This is a genomic window from Massilia puerhi (assembly GCF_009861485.1).
The window spans coordinates 643,090-666,377 of record NZ_WOFW01000001.1 but is presented as its reverse complement, the minus strand read 5'-3'; the positions used below and the strand labels follow the sequence as shown (position 1 = coordinate 666,377).

16 protein-coding genes and 1 tRNA gene are annotated in these 23,288 nt (G+C 62.3%); 10 read left to right on the top strand and 7 right to left on the bottom strand.

Going from position 1 to position 23,288, the window contains the following annotated elements:
* Positions 1 to 38: 38 nt before the first annotated feature.
* On the bottom strand, positions 39 to 1,466 hold the full coding sequence (locus GNT67_RS02900) for a S41 family peptidase (protein WP_159628409.1): 1,428 nt from the start codon (positions 1,464 to 1,466) through the stop codon (positions 39 to 41).
* A 603-nt stretch (positions 1,467 to 2,069) separates the two neighbouring features.
* Between GNT67_RS02900 and GNT67_RS02895 the strand changes: the two genes are divergently transcribed.
* Positions 2,070 to 4,139, top strand: a complete 2,070-nt coding sequence (locus GNT67_RS02895; protein ID WP_159628407.1) for a M13 family metallopeptidase — start codon at positions 2,070 to 2,072, stop codon at positions 4,137 to 4,139.
* Between the two features lie 80 nt (positions 4,140 to 4,219).
* On the top strand, positions 4,220 to 6,286 hold the full coding sequence (locus GNT67_RS02890; RefSeq protein ID WP_159628405.1) for a M13 family metallopeptidase: 2,067 nt from the start codon (positions 4,220 to 4,222) through the stop codon (positions 6,284 to 6,286).
* Positions 6,287 to 6,367: 81 nt separating this feature from the next.
* On the opposite strand, the gene GNT67_RS02885 is transcribed toward GNT67_RS02890, so the two are convergent.
* The 3 genes from GNT67_RS02885 to GNT67_RS02875 form a co-directional block, all read right to left on the bottom strand.
* Complete coding sequence (locus GNT67_RS02885; protein WP_159628403.1) at positions 6,368 to 7,381, bottom strand: glycosyltransferase; 1,014 nt, start codon at positions 7,379 to 7,381, stop codon at positions 6,368 to 6,370.
* Positions 7,382 to 7,644: 263 nt separating this feature from the next.
* A complete protein-coding gene (locus GNT67_RS02880) occupies positions 7,645 to 9,873 on the bottom strand; it encodes an RIFT barrel domain-containing protein (protein WP_229407898.1) in 2,229 nt (742 codons plus the stop codon).
* A gap of 321 nt (positions 9,874 to 10,194) precedes the next feature.
* The gene (locus tag GNT67_RS02875; RefSeq protein WP_159628401.1) at positions 10,195 to 10,785 is read right to left on the bottom strand and encodes a c-type cytochrome; all 591 of its coding nucleotides are present in this window, start codon (positions 10,783 to 10,785) and stop codon (positions 10,195 to 10,197) included.
* Between the two features lie 195 nt (positions 10,786 to 10,980).
* Between GNT67_RS02875 and GNT67_RS02870 the strand changes: the two genes are divergently transcribed.
* From GNT67_RS02870 to GNT67_RS02835, 8 genes are all read left to right on the top strand, one after another.
* A tRNA-Arg gene (locus GNT67_RS02870) sits at positions 10,981 to 11,056 on the top strand.
* 183 nt (positions 11,057 to 11,239) lie between these two features.
* Positions 11,240 to 12,328, top strand: coding sequence for an acyltransferase family protein (locus tag GNT67_RS02865; protein ID WP_159628399.1), 1,089 nt, complete (start codon positions 11,240 to 11,242; stop codon positions 12,326 to 12,328).
* 300 nt (positions 12,329 to 12,628) lie between these two features.
* Positions 12,629 to 13,918, top strand: a complete 1,290-nt coding sequence (locus tag GNT67_RS02860; RefSeq protein WP_159628397.1) for a nucleotide sugar dehydrogenase — start codon at positions 12,629 to 12,631, stop codon at positions 13,916 to 13,918.
* 56 nt (positions 13,919 to 13,974) lie between these two features.
* Positions 13,975 to 15,003: an SDR family oxidoreductase gene (locus GNT67_RS02855; RefSeq protein ID WP_159628395.1), complete on the top strand. Its 1,029-nt coding sequence runs from the start codon at positions 13,975 to 13,977 to the stop codon at positions 15,001 to 15,003.
* Between the two features lie 51 nt (positions 15,004 to 15,054).
* Positions 15,055 to 16,452 (top strand): TIGR03013 family XrtA/PEP-CTERM system glycosyltransferase, encoded by a 1,398-nt coding sequence (locus GNT67_RS02850; protein WP_159628393.1) that lies wholly within the window; start codon positions 15,055 to 15,057, stop codon positions 16,450 to 16,452.
* Between the two features lie 49 nt (positions 16,453 to 16,501).
* Positions 16,502 to 18,589, top strand: a complete 2,088-nt coding sequence (gene prsK / locus GNT67_RS02845) for an XrtA/PEP-CTERM system histidine kinase PrsK (RefSeq protein ID WP_159628391.1) — start codon at positions 16,502 to 16,504, stop codon at positions 18,587 to 18,589.
* A 13-nt stretch (positions 18,590 to 18,602) separates the two neighbouring features.
* Positions 18,603 to 19,964, top strand: coding sequence for a PEP-CTERM-box response regulator transcription factor (prsR, locus tag GNT67_RS02840; RefSeq protein ID WP_159628389.1), 1,362 nt, complete (start codon positions 18,603 to 18,605; stop codon positions 19,962 to 19,964).
* On the top strand, positions 19,961 to 21,373 hold the full coding sequence (locus tag GNT67_RS02835) for a right-handed parallel beta-helix repeat-containing protein (RefSeq protein ID WP_159628387.1): 1,413 nt from the start codon (positions 19,961 to 19,963) through the stop codon (positions 21,371 to 21,373). The genes prsR and GNT67_RS02835 overlap by 4 nt, the downstream gene beginning before the upstream one ends.
* 1 nt (position 21,374) lies before the next feature.
* Here the strand turns inward: GNT67_RS02835 and GNT67_RS02830 are convergent, their stop codons facing one another.
* Genes GNT67_RS02830 through GNT67_RS02820 form a run of 3 tightly spaced genes read right to left on the bottom strand, consistent with a single transcriptional unit; the run spans position 21,375 to position 23,286 of the window.
* A complete protein-coding gene (locus tag GNT67_RS02830; protein WP_308637943.1) occupies positions 21,375 to 22,223 on the bottom strand; it encodes a hydrolase 1, exosortase A system-associated in 849 nt (282 codons plus the stop codon).
* Positions 22,220 to 23,041: a hydrolase 2, exosortase A system-associated gene (locus GNT67_RS02825; RefSeq protein ID WP_159628385.1), complete on the bottom strand. Its 822-nt coding sequence runs from the start codon at positions 23,039 to 23,041 to the stop codon at positions 22,220 to 22,222. Before GNT67_RS02825 ends, GNT67_RS02830 begins: the two co-directional genes overlap by 4 nt.
* Positions 23,041 to 23,286, bottom strand: a complete 246-nt coding sequence (locus tag GNT67_RS02820; protein WP_159628383.1) for an acyl carrier protein — start codon at positions 23,284 to 23,286, stop codon at positions 23,041 to 23,043. Before GNT67_RS02820 ends, GNT67_RS02825 begins: the two co-directional genes overlap by 1 nt.
* Positions 23,287 to 23,288 lie beyond the last annotated feature (2 nt).

Sequence of the window (23,288 nt, the reverse complement as noted above, 5' to 3'; positions counted from 1 at the left end):
GTGGGAATCGGTCGCGGCAGGGGACGGGCGGGTTGGCTTCAGTGCTGTTGCTGGGCCAGCGTGGTGGCGGCGCCCGCGCGCTTGGACAGCACCACTTGTTGGCCCTTGAGATGGCGCAGGGCCTGGGCCAGCTGGAAATCGTCGGCGCTGCCGTAGTCGAGCGGCTTGCGGGTGCGCGCCTCGGCCAGGAGGCGCATCTGCTCCTCGATATCGTCCTCGCGGGTGGCGACTTCAGGGCCCGCGCCGTTGGCCAGGTGGTGCTGCAGGTCGGCTTCGCGCATGCGCAGCGCATTCAAGCCATCGCCTTCGAGCGTTTCATCGACCGGGAAGTCGGGCACGATGCCGCGCGCCTGGATCGAGCGCCCGGCCGGGGTGTAGTAGCGCGCGGTGGTGAGCTTGACCGCGGCGTCGCGCCCGATCGGGCGGATGGTCTGCACCGAACCCTTGCCGAAAGTCTGGCTGCCGAGGATGGCGGCGCGTTTATAGTCTTGCAGGGCGCCGGCCACGATCTCGGAGGCCGAGGCCGAGCCGGTATTGACCAGCACCACCATCGGCAGGTTCTTGAATGCCGGCGGCAGGCTGGCCAGCGGATCGGCGCCGCTGCGCAGCATGTAGAACTCGGGGCGGGCGTAGTAGCGCTGGCGCTGCTCGAGCAGCTGGCCGTTGGTCGACACGATTTCGGCGTTCTGCGGCAGGAAGGCGGCGGCCACCCCGATCGCGCCCTGCAGCAGGCCGCCGGGATCGTTGCGCAGGTCGAGCACCAGGCCCTTGATGTCGGGGTCTTCGCGGTACAGCGCCTGCAGCCTGGCCGCCATATCGTCCACCGTGGGCTCCTGGAACTGCGCGATGCGCAGCCAGGCGTAGCCCGGCTCGACCATCTTCGCCTTGACGCTTTTTTGCACGATTTCGCGCCGCTCGATGGTGAAGTCCAGCGGCTCGGGCGCATCCTTGCGCGCCACCGTGAGCGTCACGCGCGTGCCCGGCTCGCCACGCATGCGCTTGATGGCGTCGTCGATCGGCGTGCCCTGGACCGGGTGGCCGTCGATGCGGGTGATCAGGTCGCCCTCCTTGATGCCGGCGTGGTAGGCCGGCGAATCTTCCATCGGGCTGACGATCTCGATATAGCCATCCTCGCTCACGGCGATCTCGATGCCGACGCCGACGAAGCGGCCCTCGGTGCCTTCGCGCAGCTCGCGGAAGGCGCGTGGATCGAGATAGGCCGAGTGCGGGTCGAGCGAAGCGACCATGCCGGCGATCGCTTCGGACAGCAGGGCCTTGTCTTCGACCGGTTCGACATAGGTGGACTTGATGACGCCATACACATCGGCCAGCTGGCGCAACTCGGCGATCGGCATGGCGGCGTCGAGCGGAGGCTTGAAGGCGAGGGCCGAGAATTGCATGGTCAGGCCGACCCCGGCGATCACGCCCAGGCCGACGAGGCAGGAATTCTTGAAGGTGGAACCCATGGTGGTTGATCCGTTGATGGCGTCGTTCGGCACGCGCCGCGTACAGTACCGGCCGCGCGAGCTGATGCCTGAGGTAGCGCAAGCCCAGTATAAACCGGTTCGTGCGCGCTTGCGGGAGGCGGCGCAACACCGCACGACATCGACGACGCCGCAACAACGTGGCTCAGGTAAATACCTGTTGCACTCGTCAAAGCGAAGGTAAGCAATTGTAAGAGTAGGAGGGCGTGCGGATGAGGCAGCCTATAGTTGGAACCAGTTTTTCTCTCTCTCCACTCTTGAAGTGGTCTTTGCCCGCGGCCTCCACCGCGGGCTTTTTTCTTCCTGGTCCGACTTTCGCATACCGTATGGTCTGGCAGGCTGCCTCTGCCTGGATTGTACATTCCCCTTCGCGCGGTATCGGGCGCACGTGTCACCTTGTTGTCATCATCCAACACATGCATACGCGAAAACACATGTGTGCCGTGTATCGAAAAGTAAAAATCGCCGCTCCGCCCGCGAGCGCGTTTCCCTACCCGCTAGAATGTTCTTTTGCCGGCACGCAGCAGGCGCGTCCGGCCGGAACCGATTCATCCCCTGCAATTGACTGCAAGTAAGGAATTTCCCGTGAAGCGACACCTCCTGAGCACCCTGACCCTGTCCCTGATGGCGGCTTTCGCCATGCCGGCCATGGCCGCCGCCCCTGCCGATACCGCTCCCGCCGCCGCCAGCGCGCCGGCCGGCGCGATTTCCGGCATCGACACCCAGTACATCGACAGCAGCGTGCGTCCGCAGGACGACTTCTTTGCTCACCTCAACGGCAAGTGGCTGAAAACCACGGAAATCCCGGGCGACAAGTCGAGCTGGGGCACGTTCATCAAGCTGCGCGACGACACCACGCCGCAGCTGCACGCCATCATCGAGAAGGCGCAGAAGGATGCCAAGGCAGGTGGCGAGACGCGCAAGATCGGCGACCTGTACGCCAGCTACATGAACGAGGCGCAGCGCGATACGCTGGGCTACAAGCCGCTCACCGGCGAGCTCTCGCGAATCCGCGGCCTGAAGGACAAGAAGGGCCTGCCGGCGCTGGTTGCCCACCTGTCGAAGATCGGCGTGTCGACCCCGTACGGCATCTACGTCAGCCAGGACATGCGTGAATCGACCAAACATGCCACCTACCTGTCGCAGGGCGGCCTGGGCATGCCCGACCGCGAGTACTACCTCAAGCTGGACGACGCCAAGCTGGCCGACATCCGCGCCAAGTACCAGGTGCACGTCGAGAACATCCTGACCCTGGCCGGCGAGAAGAACGCCGCCGCCCAGGCCAAGGCGATCGTCGATTTCGAGACCGAGCTGGCCAAGGTGCAGTGGACCCGGGTCGAGAACCGCGATCCGGTCAAGCGCTACAACAAGACCGACGTCGCCGGCCTGGCCAAGCTGGCGCCCGGCTACGACTGGACGGCGGCCCTGGGCGCTGCCGGCGTGGGCAACAAGCTCGATTACATCATCGTCAACCAGCCGAGCTATTTCAGCGGCCTGGACGCGGTGCTGGCCAAGACCGAGCTGTCGACCCTGAAGTCGTATTTCGAATGGCAGCTGCTGCGCGAGTACGCGCCCTACCTGTCGAAGGCCTTCAAGGACGAGAACTTCGCCTTCTACGGCACCGCCCTGACCGGCACCACCGAGCAGGAACCGAACTGGAAGCGCGGCGTGGCCACCGTCGAAGGCGCGCTGGGCGAAGCGCTGGGCAAGCTGTACGTGGCCGAGCATTTCCCGCCCGAGCGCAAGGCGCGCATGGAACAACTGGTCAAGAACCTGATCGTGGCGTATGGCCAGTCGATCGACACGCTCGAGTGGATGAGCCCAACCACCAAGAAGGAAGCGCGCGCCAAGCTGGCCAAGTTCACGCCCAAGATCGGCTATCCGGACAAGTGGCGCGATTACTCGCGCCTGGCCATCAAGCGCGACGACCTGGTCGGCAACATGATGCGCTCCGCGACCTTCGAGTACGAGTACCGCATCAACAAGCTGGGTAAACCGGTCGACCGCAGCGAATGGGGCATGACGCCGCAGACCGTGAACGCGTATTACCGCAGCACGATGAACGAGATCGTGTTCCCGGCCGCGATCCTGCAGCCGCCGTTCTTCGACATGCGCGCCGACGACGCTGTGAACTATGGCGCGATCGGCGCGGTGATCGGCCACGAGATCGGCCACGGTTTCGACGACAAGGGCAGCCAGTCCGACGGCGACGGCAACCTGCGCGACTGGTGGACCGCCGAGGACCGCGCCGCCTTCAAGCAGCGCACCGACAAGCTGGTCAAGCAGTTCGCCGGTTTCAGCCCGCTGCCGGGCTACCACCTGAATGGCGAACTGACGCTGGGCGAGAATATCGGCGACAATGCGGGACTGTCGATCGCCTACAAGGCCTACCAGATCTCGCTGGCTGGCAAGCCGGCGCCGGTGATCGACGGCCTGACCGGCGACCAGCGCTTCTTCATGGGCTGGGGCCAGGTATGGCGCTCGAAGATGCGCGACCAGCAGATGGTCAACCAGGTCAAGAACGGACCGCACTCGCCGGGCCAGTACCGTGCGAACGGCGCCGTGCAGAACATGCCGGAGTTCTACGAGGCCTTCGGTGTGAAGCCGGGAGACAAGATGTACGTGGCCCCTGAAAACCGCGTGATCGTCTGGTAAGCGGCTGTTGACGACGGGCCGGCGCCAATAGCGCCGGCCCGTTTTGCATTGCACTCACACTTATAAAGAGAGAGAAATCCATGAAACGACATTTGTTGAGCGCCGCCGCGCTCGTGCTGGTGGCTTCGTTCGCGCACGCCGAATCCGGCGCCGCCGCCGCCCCAGCGACCGCCGCCAAGGCAAGCACGGCTTCTTCCGGCATCGCCACCCAGTACATCGAGGCGGGCGTGCGTCCGCAGGACGATTTCTTCGAACACCTCAACGGCAAATGGCTCAAGAGCGTCGAGATCCCGGCCGACAAGTCGACCTGGGGCGCCTTCCACCAGCTGCGCGACGACACCCTGCCGCAGCTGCGCGCGATCATCGAGAAAGCGGCGATGGAAAAGAGCGGCGCCAACGGCACCGAGGCGCGCAAGATCGGCGACTTCTACGCCAGCTACATGGACGAAGCGCGCCTGGAGCAGCTCGGCGCCAAGCCGCTGGCCGGTGAGCTGGGTAGAATCAATGCAGTCAAGACCAAGGGCGAACTGCCCGCCATGTTCGCCCACCTGGGCCGCCTCGGCGTGAACGTGCCGTTCGTGTTCTTCATCCACCAGGATGCCAAGGATTCGACCAGGTACGTGGCCGACCTGTACCAGGCCGGCCTGGGCATGCCCGACCGCGATTATTACCTGAAGCTGGACGACGCCAAGCTGGCCGACACCCGCGCCAAGTACCAGCAGCACGTCGAGAAGATGCTGGCGCTGGCCGGCGGCAAGAATGCGGCGGCCGATGCGAAGGCCATCGTCGAACTGGAAACCGAGCTGGCCAAGGTGCAGTGGACCAAGGTCGAGAACCGCGACCCGATCAAGACCTATAACAAGGTCGAGCTGGACAAGCTGGCCGCCATGGCGCCCGGCTACGACTGGCAGCAATGGCTGAAGGCGTCCGGCCTGCAGGGCAAGGCCGACTACCTGATCGTCAGCCAGCCGACCTACCTGAAGGGCTTTGCCGAGGTGTTGAACCGCGTGCCGCTCGAGACCTGGAAAGCCTATCTGCGGTTCCAGACCGTGAACGGCTACGCCAACTACCTGTCTAAAGCCTTCGTCGACCAGCGCTTTGCCTTCAATGGCACCACGCTGGCCGGCATCCCGCAGCTGGAGCCACGCTGGAAGCGCGGCGTCTCGACCCTCGAGGGCAGCCTGGGCGACGCGGTCGGCAAGCTGTACGTGGCAAAGCACTTCCCGGCCGAACGCAAGGCGCATATGGAAGTACTGGTCAATAACCTGCTGGCCGCCTACAAGGAGTCGATCGACACCCTGGACTGGATGAGCCCCGCGACCAAGAAGGAAGCGCAGGCCAAGCTGGCCAAGTTCACGCCCAAGATCGGCTATCCGAACAAGTGGAAGGATTACGCGGCGTTGACCGTCAAGCGCGACGACCTGGTCGGCAACGTGATGCGTTCGCGCGAAGTGGAATACAACCGCGAGCTGAACAAGCTGGGTAAACCGATCGACCGCGACGAGTGGGGCATGACGCCGCAGACGGTCAACGCCTATTACAACCCGGAGCTGAACGAAATCGTGTTCCCGGCCGCGATCCTGCAGCCGCCGTTCTTCGACGCCAATGCCGACGACGCGGTCAACTACGGCGGCATCGGCGCCGTGATCGGCCACGAGATCAGCCACGGCTTCGACGACCAGGGTTCGCAGTACGACGGCGACGGCAATATGCGCAACTGGTGGACCGAGGAAGACGGCAAGCGCTTCGGCGAAAAGACCAAGGCGTTGATCGCGCAGTACGCCGCCTTCAGCCCGTTGGAAGGCTATAACGTCAACGGTGAACTGACGCTGGGCGAGAACATCGGCGACAACTCGGGCCTGGCGATTGCCTACAAGGCTTACAAGATTTCGCTCAAGGGCAAGCCGGCGCCTGTCATCGACGGTCTTACCGGCGACCAGCGTTTCTATATGGGTTGGGGCCAGGTGTGGCGTACCAAGATGCGCGAGCCGGCGCAGATCGCCCAGATCAAGACCGATCCGCATTCGCCGGCGCAGTACCGTGCGAACGGGACGCTGAAGAACCAGCCTGGTTTCTATGAGGCGTTCGGGGTCAAGGCGGGGGACAAGATGTATCTGGCGCCGAAGGATCGGGTGATTATCTGGTAGGCTGGCCCGGCGCCAAGGCGCTGACATGAAATCTCCTCCCCAAGGTGCGATGCGCATCTTGGGGAGAAGGCGATGTCGATGTCATTCCGATCGTGGCGCAGGAAGCAGGCCACAGGATCCGATAATTGCTCGCAGTATGTTTTTTGGATACTTGATCGCGTCAATCAAGAACGTCGCTGCGGTGTAGTCGGGAACGCAGGCCATTTGCCGGAAATACCCTGCCAACCCCAACCGCGATGCCTGGTAGCGCAGGGCCTGCACCCGTGAATGCATCATGACGCGTATGTCCGAGCGTTGCGCGTCCGTCAAGGCGATGCCGGCGGAGCCCTCCAGCAAGGTCTGGTACCCGATGATTTTCTGCCGCGAGGCATCGGCGGCAGCGCTGGGGTGGGTCAGATTGTTCGCGTGGCGGTGTACCACCGAAAGATCTTCCAGCAGGCATACGAAGCGACCACGCTCGCTCATTTTCAACCAGAACAGCCAGTCTTCGCCAGCACGATAGGCAGTCGGCATCGCGCCGATCGCCAGCGCATCCACGCGCCGAAAGCAAGATGAGCAAGTCGGTATCAGGCTGGCCTTGAGCAAGGTGGCTTTTGCATCGCGTAGCCACCAGGTTGACGCACCAGGCGCGGTAGGTTCGACCGTCCTGCCGACATCGATGCGTTGTTGGAACATCGCATTCGGAATCGTTTTCGTGGGTGTGATCTTGGTAGCGTCGCCGAACGCCACCACGGCGTCGCGATGCGACTCGAGCGCACCTACCAGCTTTTCCAGCGTGCCAGGCAGGTGCTCGTCGTCCGAATCAAGAAACGCGATGAAGCTCGTCGTAGCGAGCGCCATGCCACGATTGCGTGCGGCGGCCGGTCCGCCATTGACGGTCATCCGTTCTATCGTCACTGGAAATGCCGTGTGTTTGCTCCAGGCCAGGACCTGCTCGACCGTATCGTCGGTCGAAGCATCGTCGACGACAATCAGCATTTTGGGAGGTCGTGCCTGCCGACGAACGCTCTCCAGCGCCCGCACGATCAGACTGGATCGGTTGAACGCGGGCATGATGACACTGACGTCGAGAGCCGATTGGACAGATGCGTCCATGTTTTCCTCCTTGGCGGTTGAGTACGTGACTCAGATCGTTTGAACACAGATGCCATCAAAAGAATATTGATGAGCGGCGCTATTATGAGTCAGAAGTAGGAGTAACGTTGTACGAAGATCATCGGTGCCGCGCCTCGGCTTGTACCGGAAACGGATCCACAGACGGCCGCCACCTTGTGCATCAGGACGGTATGGTTTGCTTGCGTTAACGAAAAAAGCCGGGATTGGTAACAATCCCGGCTTTTGACTACCTTGCTGATGGATTAGCGCGGCACGATTGCAAACTGCGGTGCGGTGCTGTAGTTAGGCTTGACAGTGCGCGCCATGAACGTAGCCCACGCGGTTTTGCCAGTTTCGCCAGAGATTTGAGCACCGTAGGCCAGGGCCGGCTGCATGTTCGAAGGATAGCCGGTCGCTGCCGACGAGTATCCAGTCATTTCGCCCACTTTCAACTTCAGTGCATTAGCCATTGCCACGCTTCCGCATGCCAGCGCTTGCACGGACGCTTCCTGGGTTTCGGCGGCTGCTTGCTTCAGGTCAGTGAAGAAAGGCGCAGTGCTGCTTTTGCGGATGTTCAACGAATAAATGGCACCACTGATCCAGCACAGGCCATTATTGCTCATCCTTTGGACAGGGAATTTGGCTTTCCACACCAGCAGGCGATTGGCTTCCGTGAAGCCCAGTTCAGTGGAATGACCGATAACCGAGGTAAAGAAGTCATCCTGCCAAGGTGCAATGCCTCGGCCGTTGTTATACACGACCGCTTTATTGATCAGCACACCGAATTTGTTTGCATTAACGTCATCGGTATAGTTAGCGTTGTACCATGCCAGATTATTCTGCATGAATCCCATGAAGTGCGATTTCAGGCTGTCGCTGTCTGGGGTGATGAATGCAGCATGCGCCAGAGTGCGCAGGCCCCACGCCTGACCACGTACCTGATTGGAATGCAGAAGTCCTTTGCGCGTTTCACGGTATCCCGGGTTAGCGGACAGGATGTTATACATTGCCCAGAACTGCAGTTCTTCCAGGTAATAATAGTCGCCAGTAACCAGATAAGGAACATACGCAAATGATGCCTGGTGCGAGGTATCATGCTTGTATGGGGTCGTGCAGTTGGCGCCGGTTGCGCATTCCGGGAAGGCTTCCCGTTTGCCAGTCGCCGGATTGCGCGTATCACTCGCCTTACCCAGCGTAGTCATGTATGGGTAGTCGACGACGCTGACCGGACGGTCGGTCAGCTTGTCGCGGTAGTGAATCGACCAGCTGCCTGCCAGGTCACCATTGGCCAGGGTAACCCGCTTGGTGCGCGAATCCATGCTGAGCAGGTAGGTCGCTGCCCATGCCGGCAACAAGCCGATCTCATCGCGGCCACCAGTCGATGGCATATAAGGATTGGCACTGCCGACGCCCATTGGTTCGGTCTTCGCTCCGGTCCAGTTGCTCTTGAACAAAGCCAGGGTAGCTTCCTTGACGACGATCGACTGGTCGTAATTCGGGACAGCCCCAGTACCGAGCAGGTACGCGGTGTCGAGTTTGACATCGATGCTGTCGGCTTCGGTCGAGCCCATCCAGAAGACCTTGCGCCAGCGTGCATGGTGATAATGTTCCAATGCTGGCTTTGCATATACGCTCTTGCCGCCGACCAGTACTTCTGCATCATAGATGAAATTACTAGGAGATGCCTCGTAAGCCCATGCATTTTCCACGGTGACGTCGACGCGCGCTTTCTTGGCCGCATCGAACCAGCGGATTGCGAAGCGGGCGGTTAGGTGGGGGTGCTGGAGGCCGCTGGCAGTTTTCAATGGCGCCGACACATGCCATTCGGTGGCAGTCGGACCAGCCAGCCAGGTCGTCGTGCGGCCAGCCTTGATGAGTTCATCCGCCGAAGCAGTATAACGCTGGCCGCCAATCGTGGCGCTGACCGATGCAGTAAAGCCGCTGCCAAGCAGCTGGGCCGTGGTGGCAGCAGGACCAGTCGTAGCGGTGGCTGGCGCCAGGGTCATCTTGCTAACCTGGTTGGCGGCGATCGTCGGGACGACGCCTGACACGACGGCATGGCGTACCGAGCCATCCGGGTGGAATGCTTTGGCATCGACCTGCAGTTGCAGGGTTTCGCCGTTATCGAGACGGCCGGTGAGCGACATGCCTTTGGCAAGGTGGCCGGCTGCGAATACCTGGCCGAAGGTGAACGGCATGTTTGATTGGACTACAGCGGCCTGGTTAACCAGGCTCACGCTCGTGATTGCTGCGGCTGGATTGGTAGCGACCGGGCTCTTGACCGGCGGCGTCGGGTTCACGGTCGGGCGGCCGGCTTGAATCTTGGCCAGACTGGTCGCTTCCATCGAAGCAGACACAGGCGTCGCTTCGATCGAAGCGGACAAAGTGGCATTGCTATCTACCGAACTTCCACCGCCGCAGGCGGCAAGCAGGGCACCGGACACGGTGGCGACGACAGTACGGACAGCAAAAGAATACGTGGTGTTGGTCATTGTGGTCTCGGGAGAGTGCTGTGGCTGACTAGGAGATTCTCTGCCACGGGAGAACCTGAAGGTTACGCCAAAGCAAAAGATATTCCTAGTGGAATCAAACTTTCCGCACGGAATTTCTCGCAAACGCAACACAAAATTATCCCGTTTTTAACGAATATTATTCGTATGAAAACGGGTTTATTGCATTTATTATTCGATAGCTGAGAAGATGGAACGGAGGAGGGGCAACGCGGAGTAATGAAGAGGGGAAATTATTTGGCAGCAAAGATGTGATGTCAAGTAACTCATCCGGCATGGCTACGAGCATGCCGGATCATGCCGTCATTGGGCTCCGGCAGGCCCCGCAGTATCGGCAGGTGCCGCATCGGTAGAGGCGGCGTCAGCCGGTGCCGCCTCGGCTGGCGCCGGCGCTTCGGGCTCCTTGAAGCTGGCGCCGCTCTTGTTAGACATGAACACGACGGCCCGTGCGACCTCGACATCGTCCAAGTCTGGATTGCCGCCCTTGGCGGGCATCGCGCGGATGCCTTCGATCGCATGCTTGAGCAGCGTGTCGTAGCCCTGCGCGAAACGCGCGCCCCAGGCGCCGTTATCGCCCGTTTTCGGCGCGCCGGCCATGCCGCTGTCATGGCATGCCGCGCAAGTAGCCGTATAGACGGCGGCGCCGGCCAGCAGTACGCGCGGTGCATTCGCATCGACCAGCGTGAAACCTTCTTCCGCGACCGGGCGCATGCGTGCCGTGATCGCTTCGGCGTTCTGGCCATCGGTGCCGGCGCCGGTCACTGGGGATGTCGTAACAAAGGAAACGAGGAGGATGATACCGATCACGATCACGAGGAAGAACCCCGTAACGGCAATGACGAGTTGCTTTGGTGTCCGAATGAGGGATTGATGTTCGGTATGTGCGTCGCTCATGATTTCCTTAGAGGATAAAAAAAACTTGCGAACCCGCTCGACATGCCGTTTCATGCCGAATTGCAAACTCCGGTAGCGGCCGATTATAGTCCTAAAGTTTGCTGGTTGTAACTAGTTATAAGGGATGAGCACGGCAGTTCGCCATGGACGGGCGGACAGAAAGACTGTATCCTTCGGACACCCGTAATTCCCTGCGCGGCTGTAGCTCAGTGGATAGAGTATTGGCCTCCGAAGCCAAGGGTCGCTGGTTCGATCCCAGCCAGCCGCGCCACCCCTGTTGTCAATCCCCATCCCATCTCCGGTTGTTCGCTGGTGGCCTGAGTTCCATGGCATACCTGCCCGATAGGACACGCGCATCTGGCACGATCGCACGCAACACGGCCGGACGCCAGTTAACCGTGCATGATGCATCCTCGGATAGAATTGATAGATTACATTCTTCTAGGTCGTCACAATGCACACACTTGGCGGTCCAGCGCAGAATGACACTCTCCAGCGTATCGCCATGCTCAGGTATGCGATGATCGTCGGGATCGTCATCCTGCATGTGCCGCCATACGTGCCGATTGCCGAAGTGGGCAATGGCCTGTTCGACCAGCTCAAGGCATTTTTCCAGAATGCGGCGTTTCGGGCCACCGTGCCGGTGCTGACGGTCATTTCAGGCTACCTGCTGTTCTGGTCCGGGCTCGACCAGCATTGGCGCAAGCTGGCTGCCAAAAAACTGCGCACTATTGTACTGCCGTTCCTGGTATTCAATCTGGGCTTGCTGGTGGCGGCATACTGGATGCAGCGCTGGTTCGGCATTGCGGCGAGCTACCAGTTGACGCCGTTTGATATGCCTACCTGGATCAATGCCGCACTCGGCCTGACCAAGTCGCCGATCAATTACCCCTTGAATTTCTTGCGCGATCTCATTGCGGTCATGATGCTGGCGCCGCTGATGGGTGTCCTGTTGCGCAAGTTGCCCTGGCTGGGCTTGGTGCTGGTCATTATCTTTTTCTATAACAATTTGGATGGATTGTTTGTCCTGCGCGACGTCATGCCGATCATGTTTTATATAGGCGGACTGGCGGCGGTGCGAGGCTGGAACCTGCAGGCGCTGGACCGGTTTGCCTGGCCTTGCCTGCTCATCTTCATCCTGGCATGCATGGCAATCGTGCATTTCCAAGTCGCAAACACCAATTATTTTCGTTTCATCGCCCCATTCCTGATCTGGCCTGCGATGGCTCTGCTGAGCAATACAGCGATTGGGCGCTGGTTGATATCGCAAAGTCCCTATAGTTTCTTCATCTTTGTTGCACACGCACCACTGCTGCTGATCTTGGCAATGGTTTATAAGAAGCTTGGCGGCAGTGTGCCTTACGTCATATTCTGGATATGCGCGCCGCTTGTCATCGTAATGGTGTTGACCGTAACCTATCGGATCCTTATGTCGAGCTTTCCGACTGCATTTTCCACCATCATTGGCGCCCGCGCTGGCGCCAGGCAGTCGAAGCTGCTGCCATGTGCAACTGACGAGATCGGTGGTATCCCCGAGCGTTAACGCAGCAACTGGGCGGCACCGGCTTGCTTAGCCGCCATGCGCACGATTGAGCTTTGAGAAAGCTTGTCCTGGAGAAAATGATAATATTGCACCTAAGACACGGTTGATGTGCCTTGAAATAAGTACTTCAACGGTTGTCGCGCTGATTTCGCGCATTAGCGTAAAAAAAAGGTAACAACTATTCCTTACTGTGGTTACTCTCCGACAAAGTGGTATCGCGTCGGTTGAGTGCGGCATCTCATTCGTGCTATAGTAAAATTAGCATAATAGCAAAATTTAATTCTATGATGGAACCCGATTATGAAAGCAGATGAAGTCGTTGCAGTGGTTGGACTTGGCTATGTAGGCTTGCCCCTCGCGGTCGAGTTCGGCAAGAAGGTTCGTACCATTGGATTCGACCTGTCTGCAGCCAAGATCGAAAACTACAAGCGTTTCGTCGACCCAACCGGAGAGGTCTCGAGCGAACAACTCCAGCAGGCGCGCCAGCTCGAAGTGACCACCGATGCGTCGCTGCTGGCCCGCGCCGACTACATTGTGGTCGCGGTGCCGACCCCGGTCGACATCGCGCACAACCCCGACTTTACGCCGCTAATCGGCGCCAGCAAGTCGGTCGGCGCCCACATGAAACGCGGCGCCGTGGTCATCTACGAGTCGACCGTGTATCCGGGCGCGACCGAGGAAGTCTGCGTCCCGATTCTGGAGCGTGAATCGGGCCTCAAATGGATGCAAGATTTCCATATCGGTTTCTCGCCCGAGCGCATCAACCCGGGCGACAAGGAACACACCCTGACCACCATCCTCAAGGTGGTCTCGGGAGACGACTCCGATACGCTCGAGCGTATCGCCCAGCTCTATGAAGCGGTGATCACGGCCGGCGTCTACCGTGCCCCGAGCATCAAGGTGGCCGAAGCCGCCAAGGTGATCGAAAATACCCAGCGCGACTTGAACATCGCCCTCATGAATGAGCTGGCGATTATCTTCGACAAGATCGGCATCGATACGCTCGATGTACTCAAGGCCGCCGGCACCAAGTGGAACTTCTTGCCGTTCCGTCCAGGCCTGGTGGGCGGCCATTGCATCGGCGTCGATCCGTATTACCTGACGCACAAGGCCGAGATGATCGGCTATCACCCTCAGGTGATCCTGGCCGGGCGCCGCATCAATGACGGCATGGCCAAGTTCGTGGCCGAGAAAACCGTCAAGTCGATGATTTCTTCCGGTTTCCATGTCAAGGGCGCCAAAGTCAATGTGATCGGCCTGACGTTCAAGGAAAACTGCCCCGACCTGCGCAACTCGAAGGTGGCCGACATCATCCATGAGCTGCAAACATACGGCGTGAACGTGCATGTGCATGACCCGGTTGCCAATGCCGGCGAGGCGCAGCACGAGTATGGCGTCCAGCTCGAAAGCTGGGCCAGCCTGCCGAAGGCCGACGCCATGATCGTGGCAGTCCCTCACAAGGAAGTTATGGCCCTGTCGCTGGCCGATATCCAGTCCAAGCTCAACGCCGGCGGCTGCTTCATCGACGTCAAGTCGCAGTTCGATCCGACAGCCCTGCAAGATGCCGGGCATTGCGTCTGGCGCCTGTAAGCGCCGGTCATGCAGGCCGCCGCATGCGGTGTGCCTAATCTAGGAAGTGTGTTAACGTGAACAAGTACGACGAAGTCCAGCAACAGCTCGCGCAACAGCCCCTTCACTGGCTAGTCACCGGTGCGGCCGGCTTCATTGGTTCCAACCTGGTGGAGGCCCTGCTGCGCCTGAACCAGCGCGTGGTTGGTCTCGACAACTTCGCGACCGGCCATCGCCATAACCTGGAACAGGTGCGTGCCGCCGTTGGTGATGGCGCTTGGCAAGGCTTTACCTTCATCGAAGGTGATATCCGTAACGCCGACAATTGCCACCGCGCCTGCAAGGGCGCCGACGTCGTGCTGCACCAGGCCGCACTCGGCTCGGTGTCGCGCTCTATCGACGATCCGGTGACCACCAATGCCGTCAATGTCGACGGCTTCCTGAACATGCTGGTGGCGGCGCGCGACGCCAGCGTGCGGCGCTTCGTGTATGCCGCTTCCAGCTCGACCTATGGCGATCATCCCGACCTGCCCAAGATCGAAGACCGGATCGGCAATCCGCTGTCGCCGTATGCCGTGACCAAGTATGTCAACGAGCTGTATGCCAATGTTTTCGGCCGTACCTATGGCCTGGAAGCAATCGGCCTGCGCTATTTCAACGTGTTCGGACCACGTCAGGATCCGAATGGCGCCTATGCCGCCGTGATCCCGCAGTGGATCGCGGCGTTGATTCGCAATGACGAATTGCGCATCAACGGCGACGGCGAGACCAGCCGCGATTTCTGCTTCATCGACAATGTGGTGCAGGCGAACATCCTGGCTGGCCTGGCCGGCAAGGATGCCGCCGGCCAGGTGTTCAATATCGCGCTGGGCGAGCGCACCACGCTCAGGCAGCTGTACCAGATGATGCGCGCTGCGCTGGCGCCGCGTTTCGCGCATGTGTCCGGGCACCAGCCACGTTTTGTCGATTTTCGCCGCGGCGATGTGCGCCATTCACAGGCCGACATTGGCAAGGCGGCATCCCTGCTGGGTTACCGGCCAACGCACCGTATCGATGCCGGTCTGGAACAGGCGATGGACTGGTATGTGGCCGACCTGGCAAAGTAAGCGAACCACGATGCAAATCCAGAAAAGTAACCGGAAAACCGGAGGCTGAACGTGTTTAGAATCGCCAACCATTACGTATCGAAGATCGCTTTCCTGCTGCTATTCGTCGAGCTCCTGGTGCTGCTGGCTGCCGCCTATCTCGGCGTGGCAGTACGCATGCTCGAGTACGAAGGCGCTACCCTGCAGTTCGATCACTTGTTCACATCGGCCTTTGCGTTTGCCGCTGCCATCATCTTCAGCATGAGCGCGATGGGCATGTACCAACTCGATTTCGACGAAGGCCTGCGCCACCCCTTCTTCATGAAGTTGATGCCCGCCTTCCTGATGGGCTTCGGCATACTGGCGCTGGTGTTCTATATCGCGCCCGAATTGTATCTGGGGCGCGGCACCATGCTGGTGGTGTTCATTCTAGCCGGCTGCGGCATCTTCCTGGCGCGCATGGTGTTCTTCAAGACCTCCGAAGCCAGGCTCCTTCAGTCACGTATCATGTTCCTGGGCGGCGGCCCGCTGGCCAAGGAGTGCAGCGAACTGGCGACCCGCAAATCACGTTATCATAAATACGAGATCGCCGGCTTCATCCCAAATCCAAGCGAAGAATTGTGCGTCGCCCCAACCAGCCTGCTCAAGGTGCGCGACGGCGACAGCCTAGTCTCCCTGGCGCGCCTGTACAACGTCGGCGAGATCGTGGTGTCGGTGCAGAACCGGCGCGGCGGCTTCCCGATCAAGGAACTGCTGGACTGCAAACTGCAGGGCATCAAGGTCACCGACGCCGCCACCTTCTTCGAGCGCGAAACCTGCCAGATCCGGGTCGATTCGCTCCAGCCTTCGTGGCTGGTGTTCGGCGGCGGCTTCGACCAGAGCTTCGTGCGCACCTTCATGAAACGCAGCTTCGACTTGGTTTGCAGTGTCCTGATCCTGCTCCTGACCTTCCCGCTGATGCTGGCTGCAGCAGTGGCCGTCCGGTTCGAAGACCGCGGTCCGATTTTCTATTCGCAGGAGCGGGTGGGCAAGGATGGCAAGCCCTTCCTTGTTCATAAATTTCGTTCGATGCGCGCCGATGCCGAGAAAAGCGGCCAGCCACAGTGGGCGGCGCAGAACGATCCGCGCGTGACCCGTGTTGGTAATTTCATGCGCAAGACCCGGATCGATGAACTGCCGCAAATCCTCAATGTGTTCAAGGGCGACATGTCCTTTGTCGGACCGCGTCCCGAGCGCCCGTATTTCGTCGAACAGCTGATCGAAGTGGTCCCATACTATAATGTGCGCCATAGCGTCAAACCGGGTATCACGGGCTGGGCCCAGGTGCGCTACGGCTACGGTTCCTCGGCCGAAGACGCGCTGCAGAAACTCCAGTACGATCTCTACTACGTCAAGAACAATAGCCTGTTCCTCGACATCCTGATCTTGATAAACACGCTCAAGGTCGTCCTGTTCCGCAGCGGCCGCTGATGCCGCGCCCGTCGGCGGCGCTGCCGCCGGCCCAACCACCTTGTTTCCCATGGACGTCGCCTCGCTGACCAGTATCGTCATCTATAGCCATGCACTGGCGGCGGCTTGCTTCGCGGTGCTGTGCGTGCCTCTGCTGCGACGCCGCGATTCGTTGCCGCGCACGATGCTGGGCGTAGCTTCGCTGCTTACCGTGCTGTGGGGTTCGGCATCGGCGCTCGAAGCCAGCAACGGTTTCATGTGGTCGAGCCTGACCGATGGTTTCGAGATCCTGCGCAACGCCGGCTGGTCGCTGTTCATGTTGGCGTTGCTGGGCAATTGGTTCACACCCAGCAGCCGCCTGCCGTTCGGCCTGCGTCCAGTCCTGGCGCTGGCGGTGCTGGCCTACCTGCTGTCCCTCGCTGCGAATATCGCCGGTGTCTGGAATCTGGGCCTGTTGCGCGAGCAAAGCCAACTGCCGGTGATCGCGCGGGTCGGCATGGCGATCTGGGGGATGCTGCTGGTCGAGCAGGTGTACCGCAGCCGTTCGCTGCAGCAGCGCTGGGCCACCAAGTTTGCCTGCCTCGGGGTCGGCAGCATCTTTGCCTATGACTTTTACCTGTATAGCCACGCCATGCTGTTCCGCGAAGTCAATCCGAACATCTGGGCTGCGCGCGGCCTGGTCAATTCGCTGAGTGTACCCCTGCTGGCGATCTCGGTGGGACGCAGCGAGTCGTGGACCTCGCCGCTGACGCTGTCGCGGCGCGCGGTGTTCCACTCCGCGGCACTGTTCGGCTCAGCGGTGTACCTGCTGGCAATGGGTTTCGCCGGCTACTACCTGCGCCTGGTCGGCGGCGACTGGGGCATGGTGATGCAGGTGACTTTCCTGTTCGGCACCGTGATCCTGCTGGGCAGCATCCTGTTCTCGGGGACCTTTCGCGCCTGGCTCAAGGTCTTCATCAGCAAGCATTTTTACCGCTATAACTATGATTACCGCGAAGAGTGGATGCGGTTTACCCGCACCCTGTCCAAGCCCGGCCCGGACCTTGGCCAGCGCGTGATCGAGGCGGTGGCGGCCCTGGTCGAGAGCCCGGGCGGGGTGTTGTGGCAGCGCCGCGAAGCAGGCGGCTTCGAGCCGCAGGCGCACTGGCATATGCCGGTCCTGGCCGTATCTGAAGCAGCCGATTCGCCCTTCGTCGCGTTTCTCGAATCGAGCCAGTGGGTGATCGACCTCAATGAGTACGAGAGCAGCCCCGAAAAATACGATGCAATGGCGCTGCCGTCCTGGTTGCAGGAGTATCCGCGTGCCTGGCTAGTGGTGCCGCTGATCATGCACGGCCGCCTGTCCGGCTTCGTGGTGCTGCAAGAGGCGCGCAGTCCGATCAAGCTGAACTGGGAAATCATCGACCTGCTCGGCGTCGCCGGCAGCCAGGCCGCCGCCCACTTGGCGCAGCAGGAGGCGTCCGAAGCGCTGCTGGTGGCGCGCCAGTTCGAATCGTTCAACCGCATGTCGACCTTCGTGGTGCACGACCTCAAGAACTTGGTGGCCCAGCTGTCGCTGATGAACGCGAATGCCGCGCGCCACAAGGACAATCCCGAGTTCCAGGCCGATATGCTGGAGACCATCGATTTCTCGGTGCAGAAGATGAAGCTGCTGTTGCAAAAGCTGAGCCGCACCACGAATACCCAGGAGCGGCCAGTGCCGCTGGTGGTCGAAGAGGTGGTGCGCCAGGCGCTGGCCCTGAAGGGCGCGTTCGAGCCGCATCCATGCCTGCGGATTGAAATGGCGGGCCTGTCCGTACTGGCCGAGCGCGAACGCCTCGAACGGGTGGTTGGCCACCTGATCCAGAACGCGATCGAAGCGACACCGAAGAGCGGCCAGGTCGATATCCGGGTCGCCGAGACGGCGGCCGGGGTGCTGGTCGAGATCGTCGATACCGGCGAAGGTATGAGCGAGGAGTTCATCCGCGAGCGCCTGTTCCGGCCCTTCGATTCGACCAAGTCGGCCGGCATGGGGATCGGCGTATTCGAAAGCCGCGAGTATATTCATGAACTTGGCGGCTGCCTGGAAGTCATGAGCGAACCAGGCAATGGCACCACCTTCCGCATCGTGCTACCGCCATACCGACAAGAAACGCAGTTGGCCCCGAGGGCCGCTTGACACCAGGAATACCGTGACCGCAAACAAATCCAAACTCTTGATCATCGAAGACGACCCGGGCCTGCAGAAGCAGTTGCGCTGGAGCCTGGACGCCTATGACGTGGCGGTCGCGGGCGACCGCGAGGCGGCGCTGGCCCAGATCCGGCGCCACGAACCGGCGGTGGTGACCATGGACCTGGGCCTGCCGCCCGATCCGGACGGCTCGACCGAAGGCCTGGCGACCCTGCAGCAGATCCTGGCGCTGGCGCCGGATACGCGCGTAATCGTCCTGACCGGCAACCAGGACCATGGCAATGCGGTCAAGGCGATCGGCATGGGTGCCTACGATTTCCATCACAAGCCGGTCGATCCCGAAGTGCTGAACCTGGTGATCCAGCGTGCCTTCTTCCTGCACAATCTGCAGCAAGAGAACCGCCGGATGCAGCAGAGCGGCGCCGACTCTCCGCTGGGCGGCGTGATCACGCGCGACCCCGGCATGCTCAAGGTCTGCCGCACCATCGAAAAAGTGTCGCCGACCTCGGCCTCGGTGATGGTGCTGGGCGAATCGGGCACCGGCAAGGAAGTGCTGGCGCGCGCCATCCACGCCCTGTCGCCGCGCGCCAAGGGCCGTTTCATGGCAATCAACTGCGCCGCGATTCCCGAGAACCTGCTCGAGAGCGAACTGTTCGGTTACGAGAAGGGGGCCTTCACCGGCGCGGCCAAGCAAACCAAGGGCAAGGTCGAACTGGCCCATGGCGGTACGTTCTTCCTCGACGAGGTGGGCGACCTGCCGATGCCGCTGCAGGCCAAACTGCTGCGCTTTTTACAGGAGCGGGTGATCGAGCGCATCGGCGGCCACGAGGAAATCCCGGTCGACGTGCGCATCGTCTGCGCGACCCATCAGAAGCTCAAGGAGTTATGCGCTCAGGGACGCTTCCGCGAAGACTTGTACTACCGCCTGTCCGAGATCGTGGTGACGATCCCGCCGCTACGGGTGCGCGAAGGCGACGCGGCGCTGCTGGCGCACCACTTCAAGAATAAGTTCTGCGCCCAGGAAGGACGGGCCGCGCTCAATTTCGCGCCGGATGCGATCGCCGCCATCGAAGCCTATGGATGGCCCGGCAATGTGCGCGAGATGGAAAACTACATCAAGCGCGCGGTCATCATGGCCGACGGTAATACCATCATGGCCGACGATCTCGGGCTGCCAGTCGAGGGACTCGAAGAAGAACCGATCAACCTGCGTCAGGTGCGCGACGAGGCCGAGTACAAGGCCATTGTCAAGGCGCTGGCGCGGGTCGACGGCAATATCGTCAAAGCGTCCGAGGTCCTGGGAATAAGCCGACCGACCCTGTACGACCTGCTGGCGCGCCACGGGATCAAGGCCGGGGCGTGAGGCTGGCGCGGTGCGCGACCGCTTCCCTGATCGTGCTGGCGGGCCTGGTGGCCGTCGTTGCACTGTTCTACCTGCACGCGCAAGGAGTGACACCGCGTGCACTGGCGCCCTATATCGAACGGCGCAGTTCCGGCCACAATGCGCTGATCACCGGCACCGGCAGCTGGACCGGCGCCGTCCTGCGCCGGCTCGACCGCGGCACCGATGGCGGACCCTATCCCTTGCCGCAGTTGGTGGCCGGCGCCCAGCCCCAGCCAGTGGGCGAGACCGGCCGCGCGGGCCGGCTGGTGACTGACGTCGAACAGGCGCGCCAGGCCTTTGCAGGCGCACTGGCCGGCGACACCATCACATTCGCGCCGGGGATATACCGGGTGCGCAAGCTGGAAGCGCGCAGGCCGGGCGTGAAGGGCGCGCCGATCGTGGTGCGCGCGGCGCAGCCGGGCAGCGTGACGATCGAGTTCGACGGGGCCGAAGGATTCCTGGTCGCAGCGCCTTACTGGCGCTTCGAGAACCTCACCATCCGCGGCGTGTGCAAGGTGCATGCCCATTGCGAGCACGCCTTCCACGTGACCGGCAGGGGGCAGGGATTCGCAGCGCTGAACAACACCATCAGCGACTTCAACGCCCACTTCAAGATCAACGGCAGCCGCCACGGATTTCCGGACGACGGCCTGATTGCCCAGAACAGCCTGAATAATGGCACCGTGCGCAAGACCAGCAAGCCGGTCACGCCGATCGACCTGGTGGCGGCCAGCGGCTGGGTCATACGCGGCAACCTGATCACCGACTTCGTCAAGGCGGGGGGGGACGGCATCAGTTACGGCGCCTTCGCCAAGGGCGCGGCCACGGGCACCCTGTTCGAACGCAATGTGATCGTGTGCGAACACCTGTTGCGCGGCCATTCCGGCCAGCGCGTCGGCCTCTCGTTCGGTGGCGGCGGCTCCGGCAGGCGATATTGTCGCGACGGACGCTGCGCTGCCGAGCATGAAGGGGGAACGATGCGCGCCAACCTGGTCGCGTCGTGTTCCGATGCCGGCATCTATGTCAACCGCGGCGCAAACAGCCGCATCCTCGACAACACGCTGTTGGACACCGCCGGGGTGCAAGTGCGTTTCGCCGAGAGCAGCGCCCGCCTTGATGGCAACCTGGTCGACGGCGGACTGCTAGCACGCGACGGCGGCCGGCTAAAGCTGGGCGACAATCGGGTCACGCCGATCGGGCTGACCTATCTCGGCTACCACCCGCAGCGGCTGCTGTTCGCCGATCCTGCCACGCTCGACCTGCGCTGGAAGGATGGGGCGCCTTTACGCGACGCCGCCACCGCCGGTCCCGACCTGTGCGGGGCGCCGCGGCCGGGCGCCCCCGCCTACGGCGCGTTCGAGGACTTCGCGGCCTGCTTGCGGCGCTGAGTCACCAGCCGGCGAGCCAGCCGGCGGTCCAGGCGCCGGCCTGTTCATGCCACGCGCGGCGCGAGAAAGTATGGTCGGCGCCGGCCAGCACCTGGCGCGTGAAGCGCGGCTCCTGCAGCAGGCTGCGCCAGTGCGGCGCCTCGGCCACCACGCTGAATTCCTGGGCCGTCAGGTCGGCGCCGCTGAGCACCACCAGCACCCTGCCCCCGAAGCGTCGCAGCGACCCATGCAGGCGCTCGGGCAGCGCCGCGCCGCAATCGGCATCCGGCCTGGCCGGCGCCGGCAGCAGCGCGCGGCGGGCCACGCCGACGAACGATGCCGCGGCCTTGATCGGGTTGAAACCGCCTTGCGCGATCTTCTTCCACAAAGCCGGGTCGCGCAGGCGGTCGCGATAATAGTGCTTGAGGGTGGCGCGCGCGGCGCCTTCCTCGGTACGCACCCAGGGATTGAGCAGCACCAGGCCTGCCACGCGCGCATCCTGCGGCGCATACAGGGCGGCGGCGGCGGCGCCATCGCACAAGCCCCACAACACGATTTCGCGCAGGCCAGGCACTGCGCGCTGGAAGCAGTCGATCGCGGCGCGCAGGTCGTCGTCGACGCTGTCGAAGGCGCGCTGCGCGCCTTCGCTGTCGCCCATGCCGCGGTAGTCGAAGCGCAGCACCGGCGTGCCGCCGGCGGCCAGCATGCGCGCCAGCAGGGTGAACTGGCGATGGCTGCCGCAGCGTACCTGGGGGCCGCCGACCACGATCACCACGCCGCGCGGGGCCGGCTCTTGCGGCAGGCTCAGGATGCCGATCAAGTGCTCAGCGCCGCAGGCAAAGGAGAGTGCGCGTTCGCTGATTGGCATCATGCGGTGTCCGGGTAGGTATTGGCGCTGGCGTCCAGCAGGGCCGGTGCTTCGGCGATCTCCTGCGTGGTCCAGAAGGCGGGTCCGGCAAGCGTGGCCAGCTGCGCCTCGCCCCCGCCCGCGCGCCAGCTGTCGACCAGGCGCGCAGATGCCGGTGCCGGCGGGCGGCCGGCCTCGGGCACCATCTCGAACCAGTCGACATGGCAACGCGGCGCGGCCATGCGCGCGGCATCGACGCCGTCAAGCGCCAGCGCCAGCGCCGGATGCAGTTCGTAGCCACCGATCTCGAGAACCTCGCCGGCTTGCAGGCGCGCGCGCAGCGCGGCGGTGCCGCCAGACGCGCCGCCTTCCTGCAGCATTTCCCCGGCCACGCGCAGGCGCAGGAACTGGTTCAGGTGCTGGGCGCCGGACAGCACCGGCTGCCACAGCAGCAGCCGCGCGGGCGCCTGCTGCGCCCGCGCCGCGTAATCGAGCCCCAGCAGGGCGCCCAGGCGCAGGCCCCACAGCCCGGGCTGCAGGCCCAGGCGCGCCTGCAGCCAGTCGAGACCGGCCTTGACGTCGGCTTGCCAGCCATCCCAGCGCGCCTCGTGGAATTCGCCGGCGCTGTCGCCGCAGCCGTGCAGGTCGAGCTGCAGCACGCCGACCCCGCGCGCGGCCAGCCGGCGCGCCGCCAGGGCAGCCATGCGGCGCGACTTGTTCATCTCTTCGGCGAACGGGTGCAGGTACAGCAGCGCGCCGCGCGTCTCGCCATGGGGAGGGTGGTACAGGCAGAAGCGCGCGCCGCCGGGGGTGTCCAGGAATAGCGGCTCGGCGCGCGACATCAGGCGGCCTTGGCGGCCACGAAGTCGGCCAGGCTGCCCAGGGTGGAAAAGGTGCTGGCGCTGATGTCGTCGTCGTCGATCATGATACCGAACTGCTCTTCGAGTGCTCCGATCAGGGTCACGACCGCCATCGAATCGAGTTCCGGCAGGCTGCCCAGCAGCGGTGAATCGGCGTCCAGCGCCTGGCCCGAAGGGCCCAGGGCAAGCACGTCGATGAGAAGGGTTTTGACTTGGTCAAGATACATGA

Coding starts and splice junctions, on each gene's coding strand:
- prsK (WP_159628391.1), top strand. CDS start 16,502: ATGGACGTCGCCTCGCTGACCAGTATCGTCATCTATAGCCATGCACTG.
- GNT67_RS02885 (WP_159628403.1), bottom strand. CDS start 7,381: ATGGACGCATCTGTCCAATCGGCTCTCGACGTCAGTGTCATCATGCCC.
- GNT67_RS02860 (WP_159628397.1), top strand. CDS start 12,629: ATGAAAGCAGATGAAGTCGTTGCAGTGGTTGGACTTGGCTATGTAGGC.
- GNT67_RS02875 (WP_159628401.1), bottom strand. CDS start 10,785: ATGAGCGACGCACATACCGAACATCAATCCCTCATTCGGACACCAAAG.
- GNT67_RS02825 (WP_159628385.1), bottom strand. CDS start 23,041: ATGTCGCGCGCCGAGCCGCTATTCCTGGACACCCCCGGCGGCGCGCGC.
- GNT67_RS02820 (WP_159628383.1), bottom strand. CDS start 23,286: ATGTATCTTGACCAAGTCAAAACCCTTCTCATCGACGTGCTTGCCCTG.
- GNT67_RS02865 (WP_159628399.1), top strand. CDS start 11,240: ATGCACACACTTGGCGGTCCAGCGCAGAATGACACTCTCCAGCGTATC.
- GNT67_RS02880 (WP_229407898.1), bottom strand. CDS start 9,873: ATGACCAACACCACGTATTCTTTTGCTGTCCGTACTGTCGTCGCCACC.
- GNT67_RS02890 (WP_159628405.1), top strand. CDS start 4,220: ATGAAACGACATTTGTTGAGCGCCGCCGCGCTCGTGCTGGTGGCTTCG.
- GNT67_RS02830 (WP_308637943.1), bottom strand. CDS start 22,223: ATGATGCCAATCAGCGAACGCGCACTCTCCTTTGCCTGCGGCGCTGAG.
- GNT67_RS02900 (WP_159628409.1), bottom strand. CDS start 1,466: ATGGGTTCCACCTTCAAGAATTCCTGCCTCGTCGGCCTGGGCGTGATC.